Source organism: Cytobacillus sp. QJM3NY_8 (assembly GCF_056173585.1).
Genome location: NZ_CM149681.1, coordinates 104,530 through 123,528 on the forward strand (window position 1 = coordinate 104,530; position 18,999 = coordinate 123,528).

Genomic DNA, 18,999 nt, shown 5'->3' on the forward strand with positions numbered 1-18,999 from the left:
TAGTAAATTCTCTCTATGTTAAATAGAGTTAAAAACCTTTGATGCTGTTCATCTTCGATGAACCCGTCAAATACGGTTAAGTTAGAAAGGGCGCACGGTGAATGCCTTGGCACTAGGAGCCGATGAAGGACGGTACTAACACCGATATGCTTCGGGGAGCTGTAAGTAAGCTTTGATCCGGAGATTTCCGAATGGGGAAACCCCCTATCCGTAATGGGATAGGATCTTTACCTGAATACATAGGGTATAGAAGGCAGACCCGGGGAACTGAAACATCTAAGTACCCGGAGGAAGAGAAAGCAAACGCGATTCCCTGAGTAGCGGCGAGCGAAACGGGATTAGCCCAAACCAAGAGGCTTGCCTCTTGGGGTTGTAGGACACTCTACACGGAGTTACAAAGGAACGAGGTAAATGAACAGGTCTGGAAAGGCCGGCCAGAGAAGGTAAAAGCCCTGTAGTTGAAACTTCGTTCCCTCCAGAGTGGATCCTGAGTACGGCGGGACACGAGAAATCCCGTCGGAAGCAGGGAGGACCATCTCCCAAGGCTAAATACTCCCTAGTGACCGATAGTGAACCAGTACCGTGAGGGAAAGGTGAAAAGCACCCCGGAAGGGGAGTGAAAGAGATCCTGAAACCGTGTGCCTACAAGTAGTTAGAGCCCGTTAATGGGTGATAGCGTGCCTTTTGTAGAATGAACCGGCGAGTTACGATTACATGCGAGGTTAAGTTGATGAGACGGAGCCGCAGCGAAAGCGAGTCTGAATAGGGCGAATGAGTATGTGGTCGTAGACCCGAAACCAGGTGATCTACCCATGTCCAGGGTGAAGTCCAGGTAACACTGGATGGAGGCCCGAACCCACGCACGTTGAAAAGTGCGGGGATGAGGTGTGGGTAGCGGAGAAATTCCAATCGAACTTGGAGATAGCTGGTTCTCTCCGAAATAGCTTTAGGGCTAGCCTCATGTAGTAAGAGTCTTGGAGGTAGAGCACTGTTTGGACTAGGGGCCCCCATCGGGTTACCGAATTCAGACAAACTCCGAATGCCAAAGACTTATCCATGGGAGTCAGACTGCGAGTGATAAGATCCGTAGTCAAGAGGGAAACAGCCCAGACCACCAGCTAAGGTCCCAAAGTATACGTTAAGTGGAAAAGGATGTGGAGTTGCTTAGACAACCAGGATGTTGGCTTAGAAGCAGCCACCATTTAAAGAGTGCGTAATAGCTCACTGGTCGAGTGACTCCGCGCCGAAAATGTACCGGGGCTAAACGTATCACCGAAGCTGTGGATTGACATCTTACGATGTCAGTGGTAGGAGAGCGTTCTAAGGGCGTTGAAGCCAGACCGCAAGGACTGGTGGAGCGCTTAGAAGTGAGAATGCCGGTATGAGTAGCGAAAGATGGGTGAGAATCCCATCCACCGAATGCCTAAGGTTTCCTGAGGAAGGCTCGTCCGCTCAGGGTTAGTCGGGACCTAAGCCGAGGCTGAAAAGCGTAGGCGATGGACAACAGGTTGATATTCCTGTACCACCTCTTTACCGTTTGAGCAATGGGGGGACGCAGGAGGATAGGGTAAGCACGCTGCTGGATTAGCGTGTCCAAGCAGTTAGGCCGGTAACGAGGCAAATCCCGTTACCACACAGGCTGAGCTGTGACGGCGAGGGAAATTTAGTACCGAAGTTCCTGATTCCACACTGCCAAGAAAAGCCTCTAGCGAGGGAAAAGGTGCCCGTACCGCAAACCGACACAGGTAGGCGAGGAGAGAATCCTAAGGTGAGCGAGAGAACTCTCGTTAAGGAACTCGGCAAAATGACCCCGTAACTTCGGGAGAAGGGGTGCTCATTAGGGTGAATAGCCCTGATGAGCCGCAGTGAATAGGCCCAGGCGACTGTTTAGCAAAAACACAGGTCTCTGCGAAGCCGCAAGGCGAAGTATAGGGGCTGACGCCTGCCCGGTGCTGGAAGGTTAAGAGGAGAGGTTAGCGCAAGCGAAGCTTTGAATCGAAGCCCCAGTAAACGGCGGCCGTAACTATAACGGTCCTAAGGTAGCGAAATTCCTTGTCGGGTAAGTTCCGACCCGCACGAAAGGCGTAACGATCTGGGCACTGTCTCAACGAGAGACTCGGTGAAATTATAGTACCTGTGAAGATGCAGGTTACCCGCGACAGGACGGAAAGACCCCGTGGAGCTTTACTGTAGCCTGATATTGAATTTTGGTACAGCTTGTACAGGATAGGTAGGAGCCTGAGAAGCCGGAGCGCCAGCTTCGGTGGAGGCGTCGGTGGGATACTACCCTGGCTGTATTGAAATTCTAACCCGCGCCCCTTATCGGGGCGGGAGACAGTGTCAGGTGGGCAGTTTGACTGGGGCGGTCGCCTCCTAAAAAGTAACGGAGGCGCCCAAAGGTTCCCTCAGAATGGTTGGAAATCATTCGCAGAGTGTAAAGGCACAAGGGAGCTTGACTGCGAGACCTACAAGTCGAGCAGGGACGAAAGTCGGGCTTAGTGATCCGGTGGTTCCGCATGGAAGGGCCATCGCTCAACGGATAAAAGCTACCCCGGGGATAACAGGCTTATCTCCCCCAAGAGTCCACATCGACGGGGAGGTTTGGCACCTCGATGTCGGCTCATCGCATCCTGGGGCTGTAGTCGGTCCCAAGGGTTGGGCTGTTCGCCCATTAAAGCGGTACGCGAGCTGGGTTCAGAACGTCGTGAGACAGTTCGGTCCCTATCCGTCGTGGGCGCAGGAAATTTGAGAGGAGCTGTCCTTAGTACGAGAGGACCGGGATGGACGCACCGCTGGTGTACCAGTTGTCTTGCCAAAGGCATCGCTGGGTAGCTATGTGCGGAAGGGATAAGTGCTGAAAGCATCTAAGCATGAAGCCCCCCTCGAGATGAGATTTCCCATAGCGTCAAGCTAGTAAGATCCCTGAAAGATGATCAGGTTGATAGGTCAGAGGTGGAAGCGTGGCGACATGTGGAGCTGACTGATACTAATCGATCGAGGACTTAACCAAGTCATTGGTGAATACTCGGCAAATGCTTCTTCATGCATTATCTAGTTTTGAGGGAACGAAGTTTCTTCAATTACATAGTCCGGTGGCGATAGCGAGAAGGTCACACCCGTTCCCATACCGAACACGGAAGTTAAGCTTCTCAGCGCCGATGGTAGTTGGGGGCTGTCCCCCTGTGAGAGTAGGACGCTGCCGGGCATATGAAAGAGCACCTGATGGGTGCTCTTTTTTGTATGTCTGGAGATTTATTGAATACAAATTTCTTATTTGGACTCTGCTTTTTAGTGGGAAATTGAGCTAAATGTGAGTTTACTTCATAAAGCTCAATTCATGCTAGATAAAAGTATCGCTAACTGCATCGCAGCTTCATAGAATCCAGAATCAGGGCATTCAGCAGGTTCATTCAGCCATTCTGCAGGATTCCATCTCTCTATTCCGACCGAACATCAAGCCAGGACAGCTAACCATATCATCTGTCCATCTGGCAATCAAGCGCAAAACACTTCCCAGCCTCCAAAAAAACTTCTCCCATCCAAGCACAAACCCGCCCAATCAAAAATATATTGTTATCGACATTAACTTCCATTTTCAGGTTTGGGAAGTCAAAAAATGGGGGAAAATTATTAATACCCGCCAATTGCAAGAAATTACATAAATCATGTATAATTAATGTCAAATATAGTCAAAGTCAGATAGGGGGAGGCCTGGTGAGGAATATATCCGACATAATTGAAAATTATCTAAAACAGGTTTTAGAGAAGAGCGAAAGGGAAATCGTGGAAATTAAAAGAAGTGAAATTGCTGATAAGTTCCAGTGTGTTCCTTCTCAGATCAATTATGTGATCAACACCCGTTTCACGATTGAGAAAGGCTATGCAGTAGAAAGTAAGCGGGGAGGCGGGGGCTTCATCCGGATTATGAAAGTCCAGTCCTATGACCATGCTGATTTAATTGACCAGTTAATATCATTGGTTCAAAGCAGGATTGCCCAGAGCAGTGCAGAGAATGTCATTTACCGTCTGGTAGAAGAAGAGATTATAACACATAGGGAAGCTAAAATAATGCTTAGTGTTATAGACCGCTCTGTTCTGTATATTGATCTTCCATTCAGGGATGAGCTGAGGGCAAGAATGCTTAAGGCAATGTTAACCACTTTGAAATATAAATAGTAGTGAGCTGGAGAGGTGACGTCATGATTTGTCAGGAATGTAACCAAAGGCCGGCCACGCTGCATTTTACAAAGGTTGTAAATGGCGAGAAAGCAGAGTTTCATCTTTGCGAGAAATGCGCACAGGAAAAAGGTGAAATGTTTATGCTGGGCAGCGGGTCTGGTTTTTCAATAAATAACTTGCTTGCTGGTCTTCTGAATATTCAGCCTGCCTTTCAGGAATCGGGCCAGGACGCTTTTCAGCAGGAGAAAGTCCTGCAGTGTGAACAATGTTCCCTCACCTTTCAGCAGTTTATTAAAGTAGGCCGCTTTGGATGCGCCAACTGCTATGAGACCTTTAAAGATCAATTGAACCCTATTCTTAGAAGGCTACACAGCGGGAATTTCTCACACAGCGGAAAAATTCCTGCGCGAATCGGGGGAACCATTCACTTGCGAAGGAATATTGATGATTTAAAAAACAATTTAAAAGAAATGATTGCCAAAGAAGAGTTTGAAAGAGCGGCAGAATTGAGGGACGAAATAAGGAAATTGGAAAAGCAGCTCAATGCCGATCAAAAGGGAGGGGAGTAAGCTTGTCGCTGGAACGTTTCATGAATCAAGCTATTAGCTCCTGGATGAGTGCGGAAGGTCCTGATTCCGATATTGTATTAAGTTCACGAATCAGGCTTGCCCGCAATATAAAGCAATATAAATTCCCCACTTTATTTTCAAATGAAGAAGCAGAAGCAGTCATTGAAAAAATAAAGGCGAGGGTGGAGCATTCTTCTTTTTCGAAACTTGGGGAAATGGAGCTTTTATTAATGGATCGCCTTCAGCCTCTTCAAAAAAGAGTGCTGATGGAAAAGCATCTGATCAGTCCCCATCTTGCTGAGAATTCAACTTATGGTGCCTGCCTTCTTTCTGAAAATGAAGAAGTCAGCATCATGATTAATGAAGAAGACCATATAAGGATTCAATGCCTGTTTCCGGGGTTTCAGCTTTCTGAAGCCTTAAGTATGGCGAATGAAATTGATGATTGGCTGGAGGAAGAAGCCGATTATGCATTTGATGAAAATATTGGCTTTTTAACAAGCTGTCCCACAAATGTAGGTACAGGGCTCAGGGCATCGGTTATGATGCATTTGCCGGGCCTCGTTCTCACACAGCAAATGAACCGGATTATTCCGGCAATTAACCAGCTTGGTTTAGTTGTTAGAGGAATTTACGGGGAGGGCAGCGAAGCTTTAGGTAACATCTTTCAAGTTTCAAATCAGATCACTCTCGGAAAATCAGAAGAGGATATCGCAGAGGATCTGAAAAGCGTTGTCAGCCAGCTGATTTCTCAGGAAAGATCGGCAAGGGAAGCATTAGCAAAGACTTCTAACATACAATTAGAAGACAGAGTCTTCCGCTCTTATGGCATTTTATCAAATAGCCGGATCATTGAATCAAAGGAAGCAGCACAATGCTTGTCTGATGTTCGCCTGGGGATTGATATGAAGTACATTAAAAACATATCAAAAAATATATTGAATGAGCTGATGATCCTGACACAGCCCGGATTCCTGCAGCAATATGCAGGCGGGCCGCTGAGACCGCATGAACGCGATATCCGCAGGGCTTCATTAATCAGGGAAAGATTAAAAATGGAAGATCAAGAGTTGGGAGGATGAAAATATGATGTTCGGACGATTTACGGAAAGAGCTCAAAAAGTATTGGCTTTAGCACAGGAGGAAGCAATCCGTTTAGGACATAACAACATCGGAACAGAGCATATTCTGCTGGGGCTTGTACGCGAAGGTGAAGGCATTGCTGCAAAAGCTTTGTATGCTTTAGGCCTCGGCTCTGATAAGATCCAAAAAGAGGTTGAGAATTTAATCGGCAGGGGGCAGGATGCTTCCCAGACCATTCACTATACACCGCGTGCCAAGAAAGTTATTGAACTTTCCATGGACGAAGCAAGAAAGCTTGGCCATTCCTATGTAGGAACAGAGCATATCCTGCTTGGCCTGATCCGCGAGGGCGAAGGCGTGGCAGCGAGAGTGTTGAATAACCTAGGAGTCAGCCTCAATAAAGCGCGTCAGCAAGTGCTTCAGCTATTAGGCAGCAATGAGTCCGGCAGCCATCAGGGAGGGTCCGCAGCCAATGCGAACACACCGACACTGGATGGATTGGCACGTGACTTGACTGCTATTGCCAGAGAAGGAAGCCTGGATCCGGTTATTGGGCGAAGCAAAGAAATTCAGCGCGTAATCGAAGTATTAAGCCGCAGGACGAAAAACAACCCGGTTTTGATCGGTGAGCCTGGTGTAGGTAAAACAGCCATTGCAGAAGGCCTGGCACAGCAGATCATTAATAACGAAGTGCCGGAGACTCTTCGTGATAAAAGGGTTATGACGCTTGATATGGGTACAGTTGTAGCTGGAACGAAGTATCGCGGTGAATTTGAAGACCGCCTGAAGAAGGTAATGGATGAAATCAGGCAGGCCGGAAACATTATTTTATTCATTGACGAGCTTCATACATTAATAGGTGCAGGCGGAGCAGAAGGGGCGATAGATGCTTCCAACATCTTAAAGCCTTCTCTGGCACGCGGTGAACTTCAGTGCATAGGTGCAACAACTCTTGATGAATACAGAAAATACATTGAAAAGGATGCGGCACTTGAAAGAAGATTCCAGCCTATTACGGTTGATGAGCCTACTGCGGAAGAATCAGTACAGATTCTTGAAGGTCTTCGTGACCGTTATGAGGCACACCATCGCGTGACGATTACGGATGCAGCCATTCAAGCGGCTGTAAAACTATCAGACCGCTACATCTCAGACCGCTTCCTTCCAGATAAAGCGATTGATTTAATTGACGAAGCGGGTTCGAAGGTAAGACTTCGATCTTATACTACCCCTCCAAACCTGAAAGAGCTGGAGGTTAAACTCGAGGATGTAAGGAAAGAGAAAGATGCTGCCGTTCAAAGTCAGGAATTTGAAAAGGCGGCTTCCTTAAGAGATACAGAGCAGCGCCTGCGCGAACAGCTTGAAGAAACGAAGAAAACATGGAAAGAAAAGCAGGGCAAAGAGAACAGTGAAGTGACGGTTGAGGACATCGCCAATGTTGTGGCCAGCTGGACTGGAATCCCTGTATCGAAGCTGGCCCAAACAGAAACAGAAAAGCTTCTGAACCTGGAAGAAATTCTTCATTCCCGTGTAATCGGACAGGAAGAAGCGGTTAAGGCCATTTCGAAGGCAGTCCGCCGTGCCCGTGCAGGCCTTAAAGATCCGAAGCGCCCGATTGGCTCATTTGTATTCCTTGGGCCGACTGGTGTAGGTAAAACGGAGCTAGCCCGTGCATTAGCAGAAGCGATGTTCGGTGACGAGGATGCGATGATCCGCATCGATATGTCAGAATACATGGAGAAACACTCTACATCCCGTCTGGTAGGTTCACCTCCGGGCTATGTAGGATATGAAGAAGGCGGGCAGTTAACCGAAAAAGTCCGCAGAAAGCCATATTCTGTTGTGCTGCTGGATGAAATTGAAAAGGCACATCCTGATGTATTCAACATCCTTTTACAGGTATTGGAAGACGGAAGATTAACAGACTCTAAGGGCAGAACCGTTGATTTCCGCAATACCGTTCTGATTATGACATCCAATGTAGGTGCTGAAGCACTTAAGCGGAACAAATACGTTGGTTTTAACATCCAGGATGGGGAACAGGATTACAAAGATATGAAAGGAAAAGTAATGGAGGAGATGAAAAAGTCCTTCCGACCGGAATTCCTGAATCGTATCGATGAAATCATCGTTTTCCATGCATTGGAGAAAAGGCATCTTCAGGAAATTGTTTCGCTGATGTCTGACACTTTAACGAAACGATTGAAGGAACAGGATATTACACTGGAATTGACGGATGCAGCCAAAGAAAAAATCTCGGTTGAGGGTTATGATCCTGAGTACGGTGCACGTCCGCTTCGCCGGGCTATTCAAAAGCATATTGAAGACCGCTTATCCGAAGAGCTGTTAAAGGGCACAGTCCTAACCGGGCAATCCGTGGTAATCGATGTAAAGGATGGAGAATTTGTTGTGAAAACGGCTGAACCAAGCGGAACAGCAAATCTTCAGAAATAAGGTTAACGAACCCCTAATAAAGCATCAATAGATTTTACACAGCAAAAAGGTACACGTCCCTGTTATACGTGTACCTTTTTGTACTCTATCAGCCCATTTTTTCATTACAGCCTTAAAAGAGGTTTATTCTGCCGTTTTATGTTAATTTTAAGAGAGAAAGAGATATCAGGACAAAAACATTTTAAGACCCGTTGGAAAAGGGAATAGGAAGTAAACCGTACTTCTGTCATCACTGGTTCTTTCATGCAAGGCCGGTAATATTAAGATTTCCTTTAATACGGCTGGATGAATGTGTACAGAGAGGGGAAGAAGTATGGCTAAAAGAAAAACGAAATTCATGTGCCAGGAATGCGGCTATGAATCACCGAAGTGGATGGGGAAATGTCCGGGATGCGGACAGTGGAATACGATGGTGGAAGAGGTGGAGAAGCCTGCTTCAACGAGAAGGGGCGCTTTTGCTCATTCACAGGGCTCTGCCATAGCGGCGAAAGCTACACCGATTACATCCATTGAAACAGTCAGCGAACCACGCATACATACCGATTTAATAGAATTAAACCGTGTCCTTGGGGGAGGAATCGTTAGAGGTTCCCTTGTTCTTATTGGGGGAGATCCGGGCATCGGGAAATCAACGCTTCTTCTTCAAGTGTCATCACAGCTGGCGAACAGGAAGCATTCTGTTCTTTATATATCAGGGGAAGAATCCATGCGTCAGACGAAGCTGCGTGCTGACCGCTTAGGTGTTTCTTCAGACAATCTGCTTGTTTACTCGGAAACCAGCCTTGATGAAATCAGCAGAACAATTGATTCAGTGAGTCCTGACTTTGTCATTATAGACTCCATTCAGACGATCTTTCATCCTGAAGTGACATCAGCGCCTGGCAGCGTTTCTCAGGTCCGGGAATGTACCGCTGAGCTAATGCGCATCGGCAAAACGAAGGGAATTGCCATTTTTATCGTAGGGCATGTTACAAAGGAAGGGTCCATTGCCGGTCCAAGACTTCTGGAGCATATGGTTGATACGGTTTTGTACTTTGAGGGTGAACGCCATCATACATACCGGATCCTGCGGGCAGTGAAAAACAGATTTGGCTCAACAAACGAGATGGGCATTTTTGAAATGAAGGAATTTGGGCTTGAGGAAGTGGCTAACCCGTCAGAAATTTTCCTGGAAGAGCGGTCACAGGGAGCTGCCGGTTCAACAGTCGTTGCTTCTATGGAAGGAACGAGGCCAGTCCTGGTTGAAATTCAGGCGCTGATTTCTCCAACAAGCTTTGGAAATCCAAGACGAATGGCGACAGGAATTGATCATAACCGGGTTCCGCTCCTGATGGCGGTTTTGGAAAAACGGGTCGGGATGCTCCTGCAAAATCAGGATGCATACTTAAAAGTGGCTGGCGGAGTGAAGCTTGATGAACCGGCTATTGATCTGGCCATTGCTGTGAGTATTGCGTCAAGCTTTCGGGATAAGCCAACAAAGGCAACAGACTGCATCATCGGAGAAGTAGGACTCACAGGAGAGGTCAGGAGAGTATCAAGAATAGAACAAAGAGTGCAGGAGGCAGCCAAGCTGGGTTTTGAGCGGGTTATCCTGCCGGCGAACAATCTTGGCGGCTGGAGCGCACCGGGAGGAATTGAACTAATCGGAGTAAGTTCGGTCGGTGAAGCTCTTAAGGCTGCGTTAGGGGGATAAAGATGGAGACTAAAAAAATGGGCGAAAAAACGATGAGTGAAATCCTTCGGTTCATGGCTCCGGGTACGCCTATCAGGGAAGGGATTGATAATGTTCTTCGCGCTAATACAGGCGGGCTGATTGTATTGGGATCAAAGGAAAAGTTGAGTAACCTTGTTGATGGCGGGTTCCAAATCAATTGCCCATTTTCGCCAAGCTATTTGTATGAACTGGCCAAGATGGATGGAGCCATTATTTTAAATGAAGAAGGGAACAAGATTCTCATTGCTAATGCTCAGCTGGCTCCCGATCCTGGTGTACCTTCAACCGAAACGGGCATGCGGCACCGGACGGCTGAGCGGGTTGCCAGGCAAACAGGCGCATTAGTGATTGCCATTTCCCAGAGACGAAATGTCATTACCCTTTATAAAGGCCATTCACGCTATGCCCTTCGTGATATTGGCGTCATTTTAACTAAGGCGAATGTAGCCGTGCAGACTCTTGAAAAGTATAAGGTCGTTCTTGAACAGAGCATCGGCAACCTTAGTATCCTGGAATTTGAAGAGCTTGTTACATACAGTGACATCCTGCATGTTTTTCATAATATCGAAATGGTTCTGCGCATTAAAAATGAACTGCTCACCTACTTAAGTGAACTGGGTACTGAAGGAAGGCTGATTCGGCTCCAGATGAATGAGCTGCTGATGGAGCTTGAACGAGAAGCAGAATGGATTATAAAAGACTATGCTCAATCCAGGGACATCGACTCAAGGGATGCAATTGTTAAGCTTCAGGAGCTATCAAAAGGGGAAATGCTCGAAGACTCTGTCATTCTTAAGCTTCTTGGCTACAATGGGTATATTCATACGGAAGAATTCAAATGCCCCCGCGGCTACCGCATGCTGAATAAAGTTCCCCGCCTTCCGCCGATTATTATCGACAATCTGATTAACCGGTTTGAAGAATTTCCGAATATCATCACGGCGACAGTAGAGGAGCTCGATGAGGTAGAAGGAATCGGAGAGGTAAGGGCCAGAAAAATTAAAGAAGGACTTAAGCTCATAAAAGAGCAGGTTTTTGCGGACCGTCAGCTATAAAGAGACCATTGAACTATGTAATTAGTTATGCTAAAATGATAAGTTAATTATTTGACAGTTTATTGCCAATGGTGCTACCCTTAAAGTGTGTAGAAGTAAAAATTTAAGCAGTATAAAGACGTTTTTTTACTATCGTGAAATAATTATTAGGGAAAAATTGAAAATCCCCCGGATTCAGGGTTTCAATTTTGTGAATTTGTTTATAATGATTAAAAGGAGGTGACGGAATGTTAAAACGTATTGTACAGGCATGCTTCCTTATTATCGGGGTAACGCTGGGTATATTTTTGATTCCTGACTTATTAAAATTAATCAGTTTAGATGACATTCCTCTTTTAAATAATCCATATGTGTCCGCCATTTTAGGTGCTATTATTTTTTATCTTTTAACTTTTTGGGCGGTTGATCATGTCGTCAATTTCGTGAGATGGGCAGAAGAATCACTGGTAAAAGTACCTATAACAGATATTATTTTTGGAAGTGTCGGCCTGGTTTTTGGATTAGTCATTGCCTTTTTAATCGGATATGCATTAAATGCGATTGAGGTCCCGATTCTGAATACCGTTGCTCCGATTGTTCTGACGCTCCTGTTCGGCTATCTAGGATTTCAGGTGGGCTTTAAAAAGCGGGATGAGCTTTTAAGTTTAATTTCAAGCAAGAAAAAGAAGAGCAGTGAAGAAGAACCCGAACCTGAAGCTGCACCCAAAAACTCACTCAAGATTCTTGATACCAGCGTTATTATCGATGGCCGCATTGCTGATATCTGTCAGACGGGCTTTCTGGAAGGTACGATTGTCATTCCTCAGTTTGTACTCGAAGAGCTTCAGCACATTGCTGATTCTTCAGATGTATTAAAGCGCAACCGCGGCAGACGGGGTCTGGATATACTGAATCGGATCCAAAAAGAGCTTTCGATTAATGTGGAAATCTATGAAGGCGATTTTGAAGAAATCCAAGAGGTGGACAGCAAGCTCGTGAAGCTGGCTAAGCTAACGAATGGCGTCGTTGTGACCAATGACTTTAACTTAAACAAGGTATGTGAACTGCAAAAAGTGGCAGTCCTCAATATTAATGACCTGGCAAATGCCGTCAAACCGGTTGTGCTTCCAGGCGAAGAAATGAAGGTACAGGTTATTAAGGACGGCAAGGAACAGAATCAGGGAATTGCTTATCTGGACGACGGCACGATGATTGTAGTGGAAGAAGGCAGAAATTATATTGGCAAACATATCGATGTTCTTGTCACAAGTGTTCTGCAGACATCAGCCGGACGAATGATCTTTGCAAAACCTAAGCTTCTGGAAAAAGCTTTATAATGTATGATAGAAAGTAGGACAGAATGTGCAGGGAGATTGCTTTCCCTGCCTTTTTCCTGCTTTTTTAAAAGATAGGAGCCATAATATGAATTATCAAGTGATTCTCCCGGCGGCCGGGCAGGGGAAAAGAATGGGAGCCGGAAAGAATAAGCTTCTCCTGGAAATCGGGAATGTCCCTGTGTTTATACATACGTTAAGAGTTTTTGAAAGTGACCCGGAATGCACGGGCATTTATCTGGCAATCAATCCTCAGGATGAGGAAGAAATACGCATTCTGTTAAAAGAGCATCAGATTACGAAAGTGGCCGCTATGGCAGAAGGCGGGCAGGAAAGGCAGCATAGCGTCTATAATGCGGCCAAGGCGGCTTCGGGTGAGCAAGTGGTGCTGGTTCATGACGCTGCCCGCCCTTTTATTACCCGGGATTTACTGCAGCCGCTGGTGAAAGCAGCATGGGAAAAAGGAGCTGCTGTTCTTGCAGTACCGCTGAAGGATACAGTTAAAAAAGCTGACGGAAATTTAATTACAGAAACACTTGAACGTTCCTGCCTGTGGGCTGTTCAAACTCCACAGGCCTTTCGTGTTTCTTCCCTGCTTGAGGCACACCGCAAGGCCGAGGAAGACGGCTTCCTGGGAACAGATGATGCCAGCCTTGTGGAGCGTTTAGGCAATGAAGTGGTGATTGTTCAAGGAAGTTACGATAATATTAAGCTGACTACACCAGAAGATATTTATTTTGCGGAAGCAATTATAAAGAAAAGAAGTCATATATAAAGGAGATTGTATAATGTTTCGGATTGGACAAGGTTTTGATGTTCATCAGTTTGCAGAAGGACGCCCGCTGATTATCGGGGGTATTGAAATACCATATGAGAAAGGGCTGCTGGGGCATTCAGATGCAGATGTCCTGCTGCATACAGTGGCCGATGCCTGCCTTGGAGCAATTGGAGAAGGAGACATTGGTCGGCATTTTCCTGATACTGATCCTGAATTCAAGGATGCCGATTCTGCGAAGCTGCTCGCGCATGTGTGGGGAATCGTAAAAGAAAAAGGGTATGAGCTGGTTAATGCAGACTGCACCATCATTGCCCAGAAGCCGAAAATGGCTCCTCATATCGGGAAAATGCAGGAGCGGATTGCAGAGCTTCTGGAAACCGGGAAAGAAAATATTAATGTGAAAGCAACAACTACAGAAAAGCTTGGATTTACAGGACGGGGGGAGGGAATCGCCTCCCAGGCCGCTGTTTTGCTGAAAAAGAAAGAGAGCCAGTAAAATTACCTTTCAGAAGAAAAACCTGAGTGTTAAAATATAGCTTATTGCAGTCTAATGGGCAGTAAGACTCCCGATTTTGGACTCAAAGGATTCCAAGGGAGATACGCGGGAGTCAAACTGCCCGTATAGGCCCGATTGGTTCAACCAGCAATCAGTAGCGGGAAAGCTGGCTAAATGAGCAAAAAAGTGTTCTATCGTTTGTATCAGCAACAAATCCCCATAGTTGTACCACTGATTGAGTTTCACTTTATCGTTAAGATTTTAAGGAGGCAGTTAGTATGTCAAATGAAATCCGCGTCCGCTATGCTCCGAGTCCGACTGGACATTTGCATATCGGAAATGCAAGAACGGCGCTTTTCAACTATTTGTTTGCAAGAAGCAAAGGCGGGAAATTCATCATCCGCATTGAGGATACAGATAAGAAAAGGAATATTGAAGGCGGCGAAGAAAGCCAGCTTCACTATTTAAAATGGCTTGGCATGGATTGGGACGAGAGCATCGACCAGGAAGGCGAATTTGGCCCATACCGCCAATCTGAAAGAAATCATATCTATGAAACATACTACAAGGAATTGCTCGACAAAGGGCATGCCTATAAATGCTATTGTACGGAAGAGGAACTGGAAGCAGAGCGAGAAGCTCAATCTGCAAAAGGCGATACTCCTGCTTACTCAGGAAAATGCCGTCATCTGACAGAGGATGAAAGAGCTGCACTGGAAGCAGAAGGCAGAAAGCCAAGCATCCGCTTCTTAGTGCCAAAAGGCAGGGAATTGACATTCAATGACATGGTAAAAGGCGAAGTGTCATTCGAATCTGAAGGCTTTGGCGATTTTGTCATTGTCAAAAAGGATGGCACTCCTACTTATAACTTTGCCGTAGCAGTGGATGACCACCTTATGAAAATTTCTCATGTCCTGCGCGGAGATGACCATATCTCCAATACGCCTAAGCAGCAGATGATATACGAAGCATTAGGCTGGGACATTCCGACGTTTGGCCATATGACGCTGATTGTCAATGAAAGCCGCAAAAAACTGAGCAAGCGGGACGAGACAATTATCCAGTTCATTGAGCAGTATGAAGAGCTCGGCTATCTGCCGGAAGCGCTCTTTAACTTTATTGCTCTGCTTGGGTGGTCTCCTGCAGGCGAGGAAGAAATCTTCTCCAAAGAAGAATTCATTGATATTTTTGATGAAAGCAGATTATCAAAATCTCCTGCCCTTTTCGATAAGCAGAAGCTTGAGTGGATGAATAACCAGTACATGAAGAAGCTTGATCAAGACCGTCTGGTGGCCATTTCAGCCCCTCACCTGGTAAAGGCAGGTAAGATCAGTGAAAACTGGAAGCAGGAAAATGAAGATTGGGTTAGAAGCCTGATCACTCTTTATCAGGAAAAAATGAGCTATGGCGCTCAAATTGCTGAGCTTTCAGAACTGTTCTTTACAGAAGAAATGACAGTTGATGAAGAAGCGAAGGAAGTTCTGGCTGAAGAGCAGGTTCCTGAAGTGCTGTCTGCTTTCCTGCAGGAAATTGACAATATGTCAGAGTTCAAAGCGGATGAAATTAAAGCGGCCATGAAGGCTGTGCAAAAATCAACAGGCCACAAGGGCAAGAAACTGTTCATGCCAATCCGTTCAGCTACTACTGGCCAAACCCATGGGCCTGATCTGCCGCAGGCCATCGAGCTTTTAGGAAAAGAAAAAGTAAAAACTCGATTAATGAGCATTATTGGTTAACATCTTGGAGAAAATGTAATATAGTATTAAGTAAATTCTATATCGAAAAGTGTTGAAGAGGAAAAGTAAGAAAAAAGATGCTTTTTAGAGAGAACCATCACCGGCTGAAAGTGGTTTAAGCCTCTCCTTTTTCCGAAGTGCGCCTCAGAGCCTCAATTTGAACGGATGCCCATGTTTCCTAGTAGATTTGAGCGGAACTTATCCGTTAACAAGTTAAAGTTGAGGCTTCTGAAGCCTAAACAGAGTGGAACCGCGCATAAAGCGTCTCTGTCCGATTGTGGCAGAGGCGCTTTTTTATATTTTAAAACCTACTTTTATGGGCAGAGAAATATTATAGGGGAAAAGCTTTAGAAAAATAAAAAAAGAGATCGAGATCTATGTCGGGAGGGGAAATGAACAATGTTTGCAAGAATGAAGGAAGATATCGAAGTGGTATTTGAACAGGATCCGGCAGCAAGAAGTTATTTGGAAGTAGTATTAACATACTCAGGATTGCATGCTGTCTGGTCGCATCGCATAGCCCACGCACTTTTTAAAAGGAAGTTTTATTTTCTTGCAAGAGTTGTTTCCCAGGTCAGCCGCTTTTTCACAGGAATTGAAATTCACCCTGGAGCTAAGATCGGCAGACGCTTTTTTATCGACCATGGCATGGGGGTTGTCATCGGGGAAACTTGTGAAATCGGTGATAATGTAACTGTTTTCCAGGGTGTGACACTTGGGGGAACCGGAAAGGAAAAAGGCAAGCGGCATCCTACAATTAAGGACAACGCGCTGATCGCGACTGGTGCGAAGGTTTTGGGTTCCATTACTATTGGAGAGAATTCTAAGATAGGGGCAGGCTCTGTTGTCCTTCATGAGGTTCCGCCCAATTCAACCGTAGTCGGCATTCCTGGAAGAGTGAAAGTCCGGGATGGAGTAAAAATTAGCAAGGATTTAAATCATTGTGATCTTCCCGATCCAATTGCAGACCGGTTTAAGGAATTGGAGAAGGAGCTGCAGGAATTAAAAGGCGAAGTCGAAACGTTGAGGAAAGAAAGGAGCCAGATTCATGGCCATTCAAATCTATAATACACTTACTCGTCAAAAAGAAGATTTTATTCCCATAGAAGAGGGAAAAGTGAAAATGTATGTGTGCGGTCCTACCGTTTATAACTATATCCATATAGGGAATGCGCGCCCGCCAATTGTATTTGATACTGTGCGCAGATATCTTGAATTCCGCGGCTTCGATGTTCAGTATGTATCCAATTTTACTGATGTGGATGATAAGCTGATCCGCGTAGCCAATGAACTGGGAACGGATGTTCCAAGCATCGCGGAACGATTCATTAATGCCTACTTCGAAGACGTTTCTGCACTGGGCTGCAGAAAGGCTGATGTCCACCCGAGAGTGACAGAAAGCATCGATATCATTATTGAGTTTATCCAGACATTGATTGATAAAGGCTTCGCGTATGAATCAGAAGGGGATGTTTATTACCATACCCGTAAGTTCGATGAGTACGGAAAACTGTCCCATCAGTCCATTGATGAGTTGCGGGTCGGTGCCCGCATTGCGGTCGGCGAAAAGAAACAGGATTCTCTCGACTTTGTTCTTTGGAAAGCAGCGAAGGAAGGGGAAATCGCGTGGGAGAGCCCTTGGGGACAGGGAAGGCCGGGGTGGCATATTGAGTGCTCGGCTATGGCAAGGAAATACCTCGGGGACACAATTGATATTCATGCCGGCGGACAGGATCTGTCTTTCCCGCATCATGAAAATGAGATCGCCCAATCGGAAGCATTGACAGGCAAAACGTTTGCCCGCTATTGGATGCACAATGGCTATATTAATATCGACAACGAAAAAATGTCTAAATCACTGGGGAATTTCGTCCTGGTTCATGACATTATCCAAAAGCATGACCCGCAGGTTCTAAGATTTTTCATGCTGTCCGTACATTACAGACATCCGATTAACTACAGTGATGAGCTTCTTGAAAATACCCGTACAGGGCTCGAGCGCATTAAAACGTCTTATCACAATTTGCAGCATCGCAAAGAAGCAAGTGTGAACCTGACTGATAATAATCAGGAGTGGCTGGATAAAATAACCTCTCTACATGAACAGTTCATTCAAGATATGGATGATGATTTCAATACAGCCAATGCCGTATCTATTTTGTTCGAACTGTCTAAGCTTGCGAATTATTATCTGATGGAGAAAAACACAGCTGTTGAAGTGATTGATGCTTTCACGAAAGAATTCGAAACGCTGTTTGACGTATTGGGCCTTTCTCTTGAAGAAACAAATGCTGACCTTCTGGATGAGGAAATCGAACAGCTGATTGAGCAGAGGCAGCAGGCCAGAAAAGAGCGTAATTTCGAACTGGCAGACAAAATCCGCGATCAGCTGAAAGAGATGAATATTATCCTTGAAGATACACCGCAGGGAATCAGATGGAAAAGAGGCTAAGCAATGCTTCACTATGAAAACAAAATAGATGAAAAACAATTGAATAGTCTTGCCTTGGCGTATATGGGGGATGCGGTATTTGAAACCTATATACGCCACCATCTCCTTCAGAATGGACGGGTTCGGCCCCATTTTCTCCATAAGGAGGCAACCCGATATGTTTCTGCAAAAGCCCAGTCCATAATCATTCATGAATTAATTGACTCTGAACGGCTGACGGAGGAAGAACTGGCAGTAGTCCGCAGGGGGCGAAATGCAAAGTCCGGATCGGTGCCGAAAAATACAGATGTCCAAACATACAGATACAGCACAGCTTTTGAATCTCTTATCGGCTATCTGTTTTTGTCGAAAAGACAGGAGCGGATGGAAGAGCTGATTCTGGAATCCATACATTTAGTTGAGAAAAGGAAAGGAGGAGCGGCAAAGTGAGCCAGGATTTTATCATCGGGAAAAATCCCGTTATTGAAGCATTAAAGTCAGAGAGGGATATTAATAAGATATTCATTGCAGAAGGTTCGCAAAGCGGGCAGATGCAGCAGGTAATCGGTTTGGCGAAGTCCGCCGGGGTACTGGTCCAGTTCGTTCCCAAGAAAAAAATAGATGGGATGGCAGAGGGGAATCATCAGGGTGTTATTGCACAGGTTGCTGCTTATCAATATGCAGAAATCGACGATTTGTTTGCTGCTGCAGAAAAGAAAAATGAAGCAGCTTTCTTCTTGCTGCTGGATGAGATAGAAGATCCCCATAATCTTGGCTCCATCATGAGAACCGCAGATGCAGTCGGGGCGCACGGGATCATTATTCCGAAGAGAAGAGCGGTCGGGCTCACGGCAACAGTAGCCAAAGCCTCAACAGGAGCGATCGAGTATATCCCGGTTGTCCGGGTTACGAATATGGCCAGAACAATTGATGAATTAAAAGAAAGAGGCGTCTGGATTGCCGGTACCGATGCAAAAGGGAAACAAGACTTCCGTCAGATGGATGGAACGATGCCTTTAGGTCTTGTAATTGGAAGCGAAGGTAAAGGGATGGGCCGCCTGATTCGCGATAAATGTGATTTTCTTATTAACCTGCCGATGGCTGGACACGTTACTTCCCTTAACGCATCAGTTGCTGCTGCGCTGCTCATGTATGAGGTTTATCGGAAACGGCACCCGCTTGAGGGATAGA

At 45.8% G+C, this 18,999-nt stretch carries 14 protein-coding genes, 2 rRNA genes and 1 other annotated feature; all 16 genes read left to right on the forward strand.

Annotated features, from left to right (window positions below):
- Positions 1-74 precede the first annotated feature (74 nt).
- The 16 genes from AC0VZ9_RS00545 to rlmB all read left to right on the forward strand — a co-directional run bounded on the left by AC0VZ9_RS00545 (position 75) and on the right by rlmB (position 18,998).
- Positions 75-3,010: ribosomal RNA gene (locus AC0VZ9_RS00545) — 23S ribosomal RNA — on the forward strand.
- Between the two features lie 78 nt (positions 3,011-3,088).
- Positions 3,089-3,205, forward strand: a 5S ribosomal RNA gene (gene rrf, locus AC0VZ9_RS00550).
- A 509-nt stretch (positions 3,206-3,714) separates the two neighbouring features.
- Entirely contained in the window at positions 3,715-4,176 is a 462-nt protein-coding gene (locus tag AC0VZ9_RS00555) for a CtsR family transcriptional regulator (RefSeq protein WP_009336509.1), read from the forward strand.
- A 23-nt stretch (positions 4,177-4,199) separates the two neighbouring features.
- Positions 4,200-4,748: a UvrB/UvrC motif-containing protein gene (locus AC0VZ9_RS00560; protein WP_009336510.1), complete on the forward strand. Its 549-nt coding sequence runs from the start codon at positions 4,200-4,202 to the stop codon at positions 4,746-4,748.
- A 2-nt stretch (positions 4,749-4,750) separates the two neighbouring features.
- A complete protein-coding gene (locus AC0VZ9_RS00565; RefSeq protein WP_009336512.1) occupies positions 4,751-5,830 on the forward strand; it encodes a protein arginine kinase in 1,080 nt (359 codons plus the stop codon).
- Between the two features lie 4 nt (positions 5,831-5,834).
- Positions 5,835-8,285 carry an ATP-dependent protease ATP-binding subunit ClpC gene (gene clpC, locus AC0VZ9_RS00570; RefSeq protein ID WP_071157973.1) on the forward strand — a complete coding sequence of 817 codons (2,451 nt, stop codon included), beginning with the start codon at positions 5,835-5,837 and terminating at the stop codon, positions 8,283-8,285.
- Between the two features lie 313 nt (positions 8,286-8,598).
- Positions 8,599-9,978 (forward strand): DNA repair protein RadA, encoded by a 1,380-nt coding sequence (gene radA, locus AC0VZ9_RS00575; RefSeq protein WP_009336516.1) that lies wholly within the window; start codon positions 8,599-8,601, stop codon positions 9,976-9,978.
- A 2-nt stretch (positions 9,979-9,980) separates the two neighbouring features.
- On the forward strand, positions 9,981-11,054 hold the full coding sequence (gene disA, locus AC0VZ9_RS00580) for a DNA integrity scanning diadenylate cyclase DisA (protein WP_009336517.1): 1,074 nt from the start codon (positions 9,981-9,983) through the stop codon (positions 11,052-11,054).
- Positions 11,055-11,281: 227 nt separating this feature from the next.
- Positions 11,282-12,370, forward strand: a complete 1,089-nt coding sequence (locus AC0VZ9_RS00585) for a PIN/TRAM domain-containing protein (RefSeq protein ID WP_019382775.1) — start codon at positions 11,282-11,284, stop codon at positions 12,368-12,370.
- A gap of 85 nt (positions 12,371-12,455) precedes the next feature.
- On the forward strand, positions 12,456-13,142 hold the full coding sequence (gene ispD, locus AC0VZ9_RS00590) for a 2-C-methyl-D-erythritol 4-phosphate cytidylyltransferase (RefSeq protein WP_019382776.1): 687 nt from the start codon (positions 12,456-12,458) through the stop codon (positions 13,140-13,142).
- Between the two features lie 13 nt (positions 13,143-13,155).
- Positions 13,156-13,641 carry a 2-C-methyl-D-erythritol 2,4-cyclodiphosphate synthase gene (gene ispF / locus AC0VZ9_RS00595; protein WP_009336523.1) on the forward strand — a complete coding sequence of 162 codons (486 nt, stop codon included), beginning with the start codon at positions 13,156-13,158 and terminating at the stop codon, positions 13,639-13,641.
- A 278-nt stretch (positions 13,642-13,919) separates the two neighbouring features.
- A complete protein-coding gene (gene gltX / locus AC0VZ9_RS00600; protein ID WP_071157969.1) occupies positions 13,920-15,377 on the forward strand; it encodes a glutamate--tRNA ligase in 1,458 nt (485 codons plus the stop codon).
- Positions 15,378-15,420: 43 nt separating this feature from the next.
- Positions 15,421-15,649: a binding site (T-box leader), on the forward strand.
- Between the two features lie 127 nt (positions 15,650-15,776).
- Positions 15,777-16,445, forward strand: coding sequence for a serine O-acetyltransferase (cysE, locus tag AC0VZ9_RS00605; protein ID WP_009336526.1), 669 nt, complete (start codon positions 15,777-15,779; stop codon positions 16,443-16,445).
- The gene (gene cysS, locus AC0VZ9_RS00610) at positions 16,426-17,829 is read left to right on the forward strand and encodes a cysteine--tRNA ligase (RefSeq protein WP_009336528.1); all 1,404 of its coding nucleotides are present in this window, start codon (positions 16,426-16,428) and stop codon (positions 17,827-17,829) included. The genes cysE and cysS overlap by 20 nt, the downstream gene beginning before the upstream one ends.
- 3 nt (positions 17,830-17,832) lie before the next feature.
- Positions 17,833-18,258 (forward strand): Mini-ribonuclease 3, encoded by a 426-nt coding sequence (locus tag AC0VZ9_RS00615; RefSeq protein WP_019382778.1) that lies wholly within the window; start codon positions 17,833-17,835, stop codon positions 18,256-18,258.
- Positions 18,255-18,998: a 23S rRNA (guanosine(2251)-2'-O)-methyltransferase RlmB gene (rlmB, locus tag AC0VZ9_RS00620; protein ID WP_009336532.1), complete on the forward strand. Its 744-nt coding sequence runs from the start codon at positions 18,255-18,257 to the stop codon at positions 18,996-18,998. The genes AC0VZ9_RS00615 and rlmB overlap by 4 nt, the downstream gene beginning before the upstream one ends.
- Position 18,999: the final 1 nt, after the last annotated feature.

Coding starts and splice junctions, on each gene's coding strand:
- AC0VZ9_RS00560 (WP_009336510.1), top strand. CDS start 4,200: ATGATTTGTCAGGAATGTAACCAAAGGCCGGCCACGCTGCATTTTACA.
- clpC (WP_071157973.1), top strand. CDS start 5,835: ATGATGTTCGGACGATTTACGGAAAGAGCTCAAAAAGTATTGGCTTTA.
- radA (WP_009336516.1), top strand. CDS start 8,599: ATGGCTAAAAGAAAAACGAAATTCATGTGCCAGGAATGCGGCTATGAA.
- disA (WP_009336517.1), top strand. CDS start 9,981: ATGGAGACTAAAAAAATGGGCGAAAAAACGATGAGTGAAATCCTTCGG.
- AC0VZ9_RS00585 (WP_019382775.1), top strand. CDS start 11,282: ATGTTAAAACGTATTGTACAGGCATGCTTCCTTATTATCGGGGTAACG.
- ispD (WP_019382776.1), top strand. CDS start 12,456: ATGAATTATCAAGTGATTCTCCCGGCGGCCGGGCAGGGGAAAAGAATG.
- ispF (WP_009336523.1), top strand. CDS start 13,156: ATGTTTCGGATTGGACAAGGTTTTGATGTTCATCAGTTTGCAGAAGGA.
- gltX (WP_071157969.1), top strand. CDS start 13,920: ATGTCAAATGAAATCCGCGTCCGCTATGCTCCGAGTCCGACTGGACAT.
- cysE (WP_009336526.1), top strand. CDS start 15,777: ATGTTTGCAAGAATGAAGGAAGATATCGAAGTGGTATTTGAACAGGAT.
- cysS (WP_009336528.1), top strand. CDS start 16,426: ATGGCCATTCAAATCTATAATACACTTACTCGTCAAAAAGAAGATTTT.
- AC0VZ9_RS00615 (WP_019382778.1), top strand. CDS start 17,833: ATGCTTCACTATGAAAACAAAATAGATGAAAAACAATTGAATAGTCTT.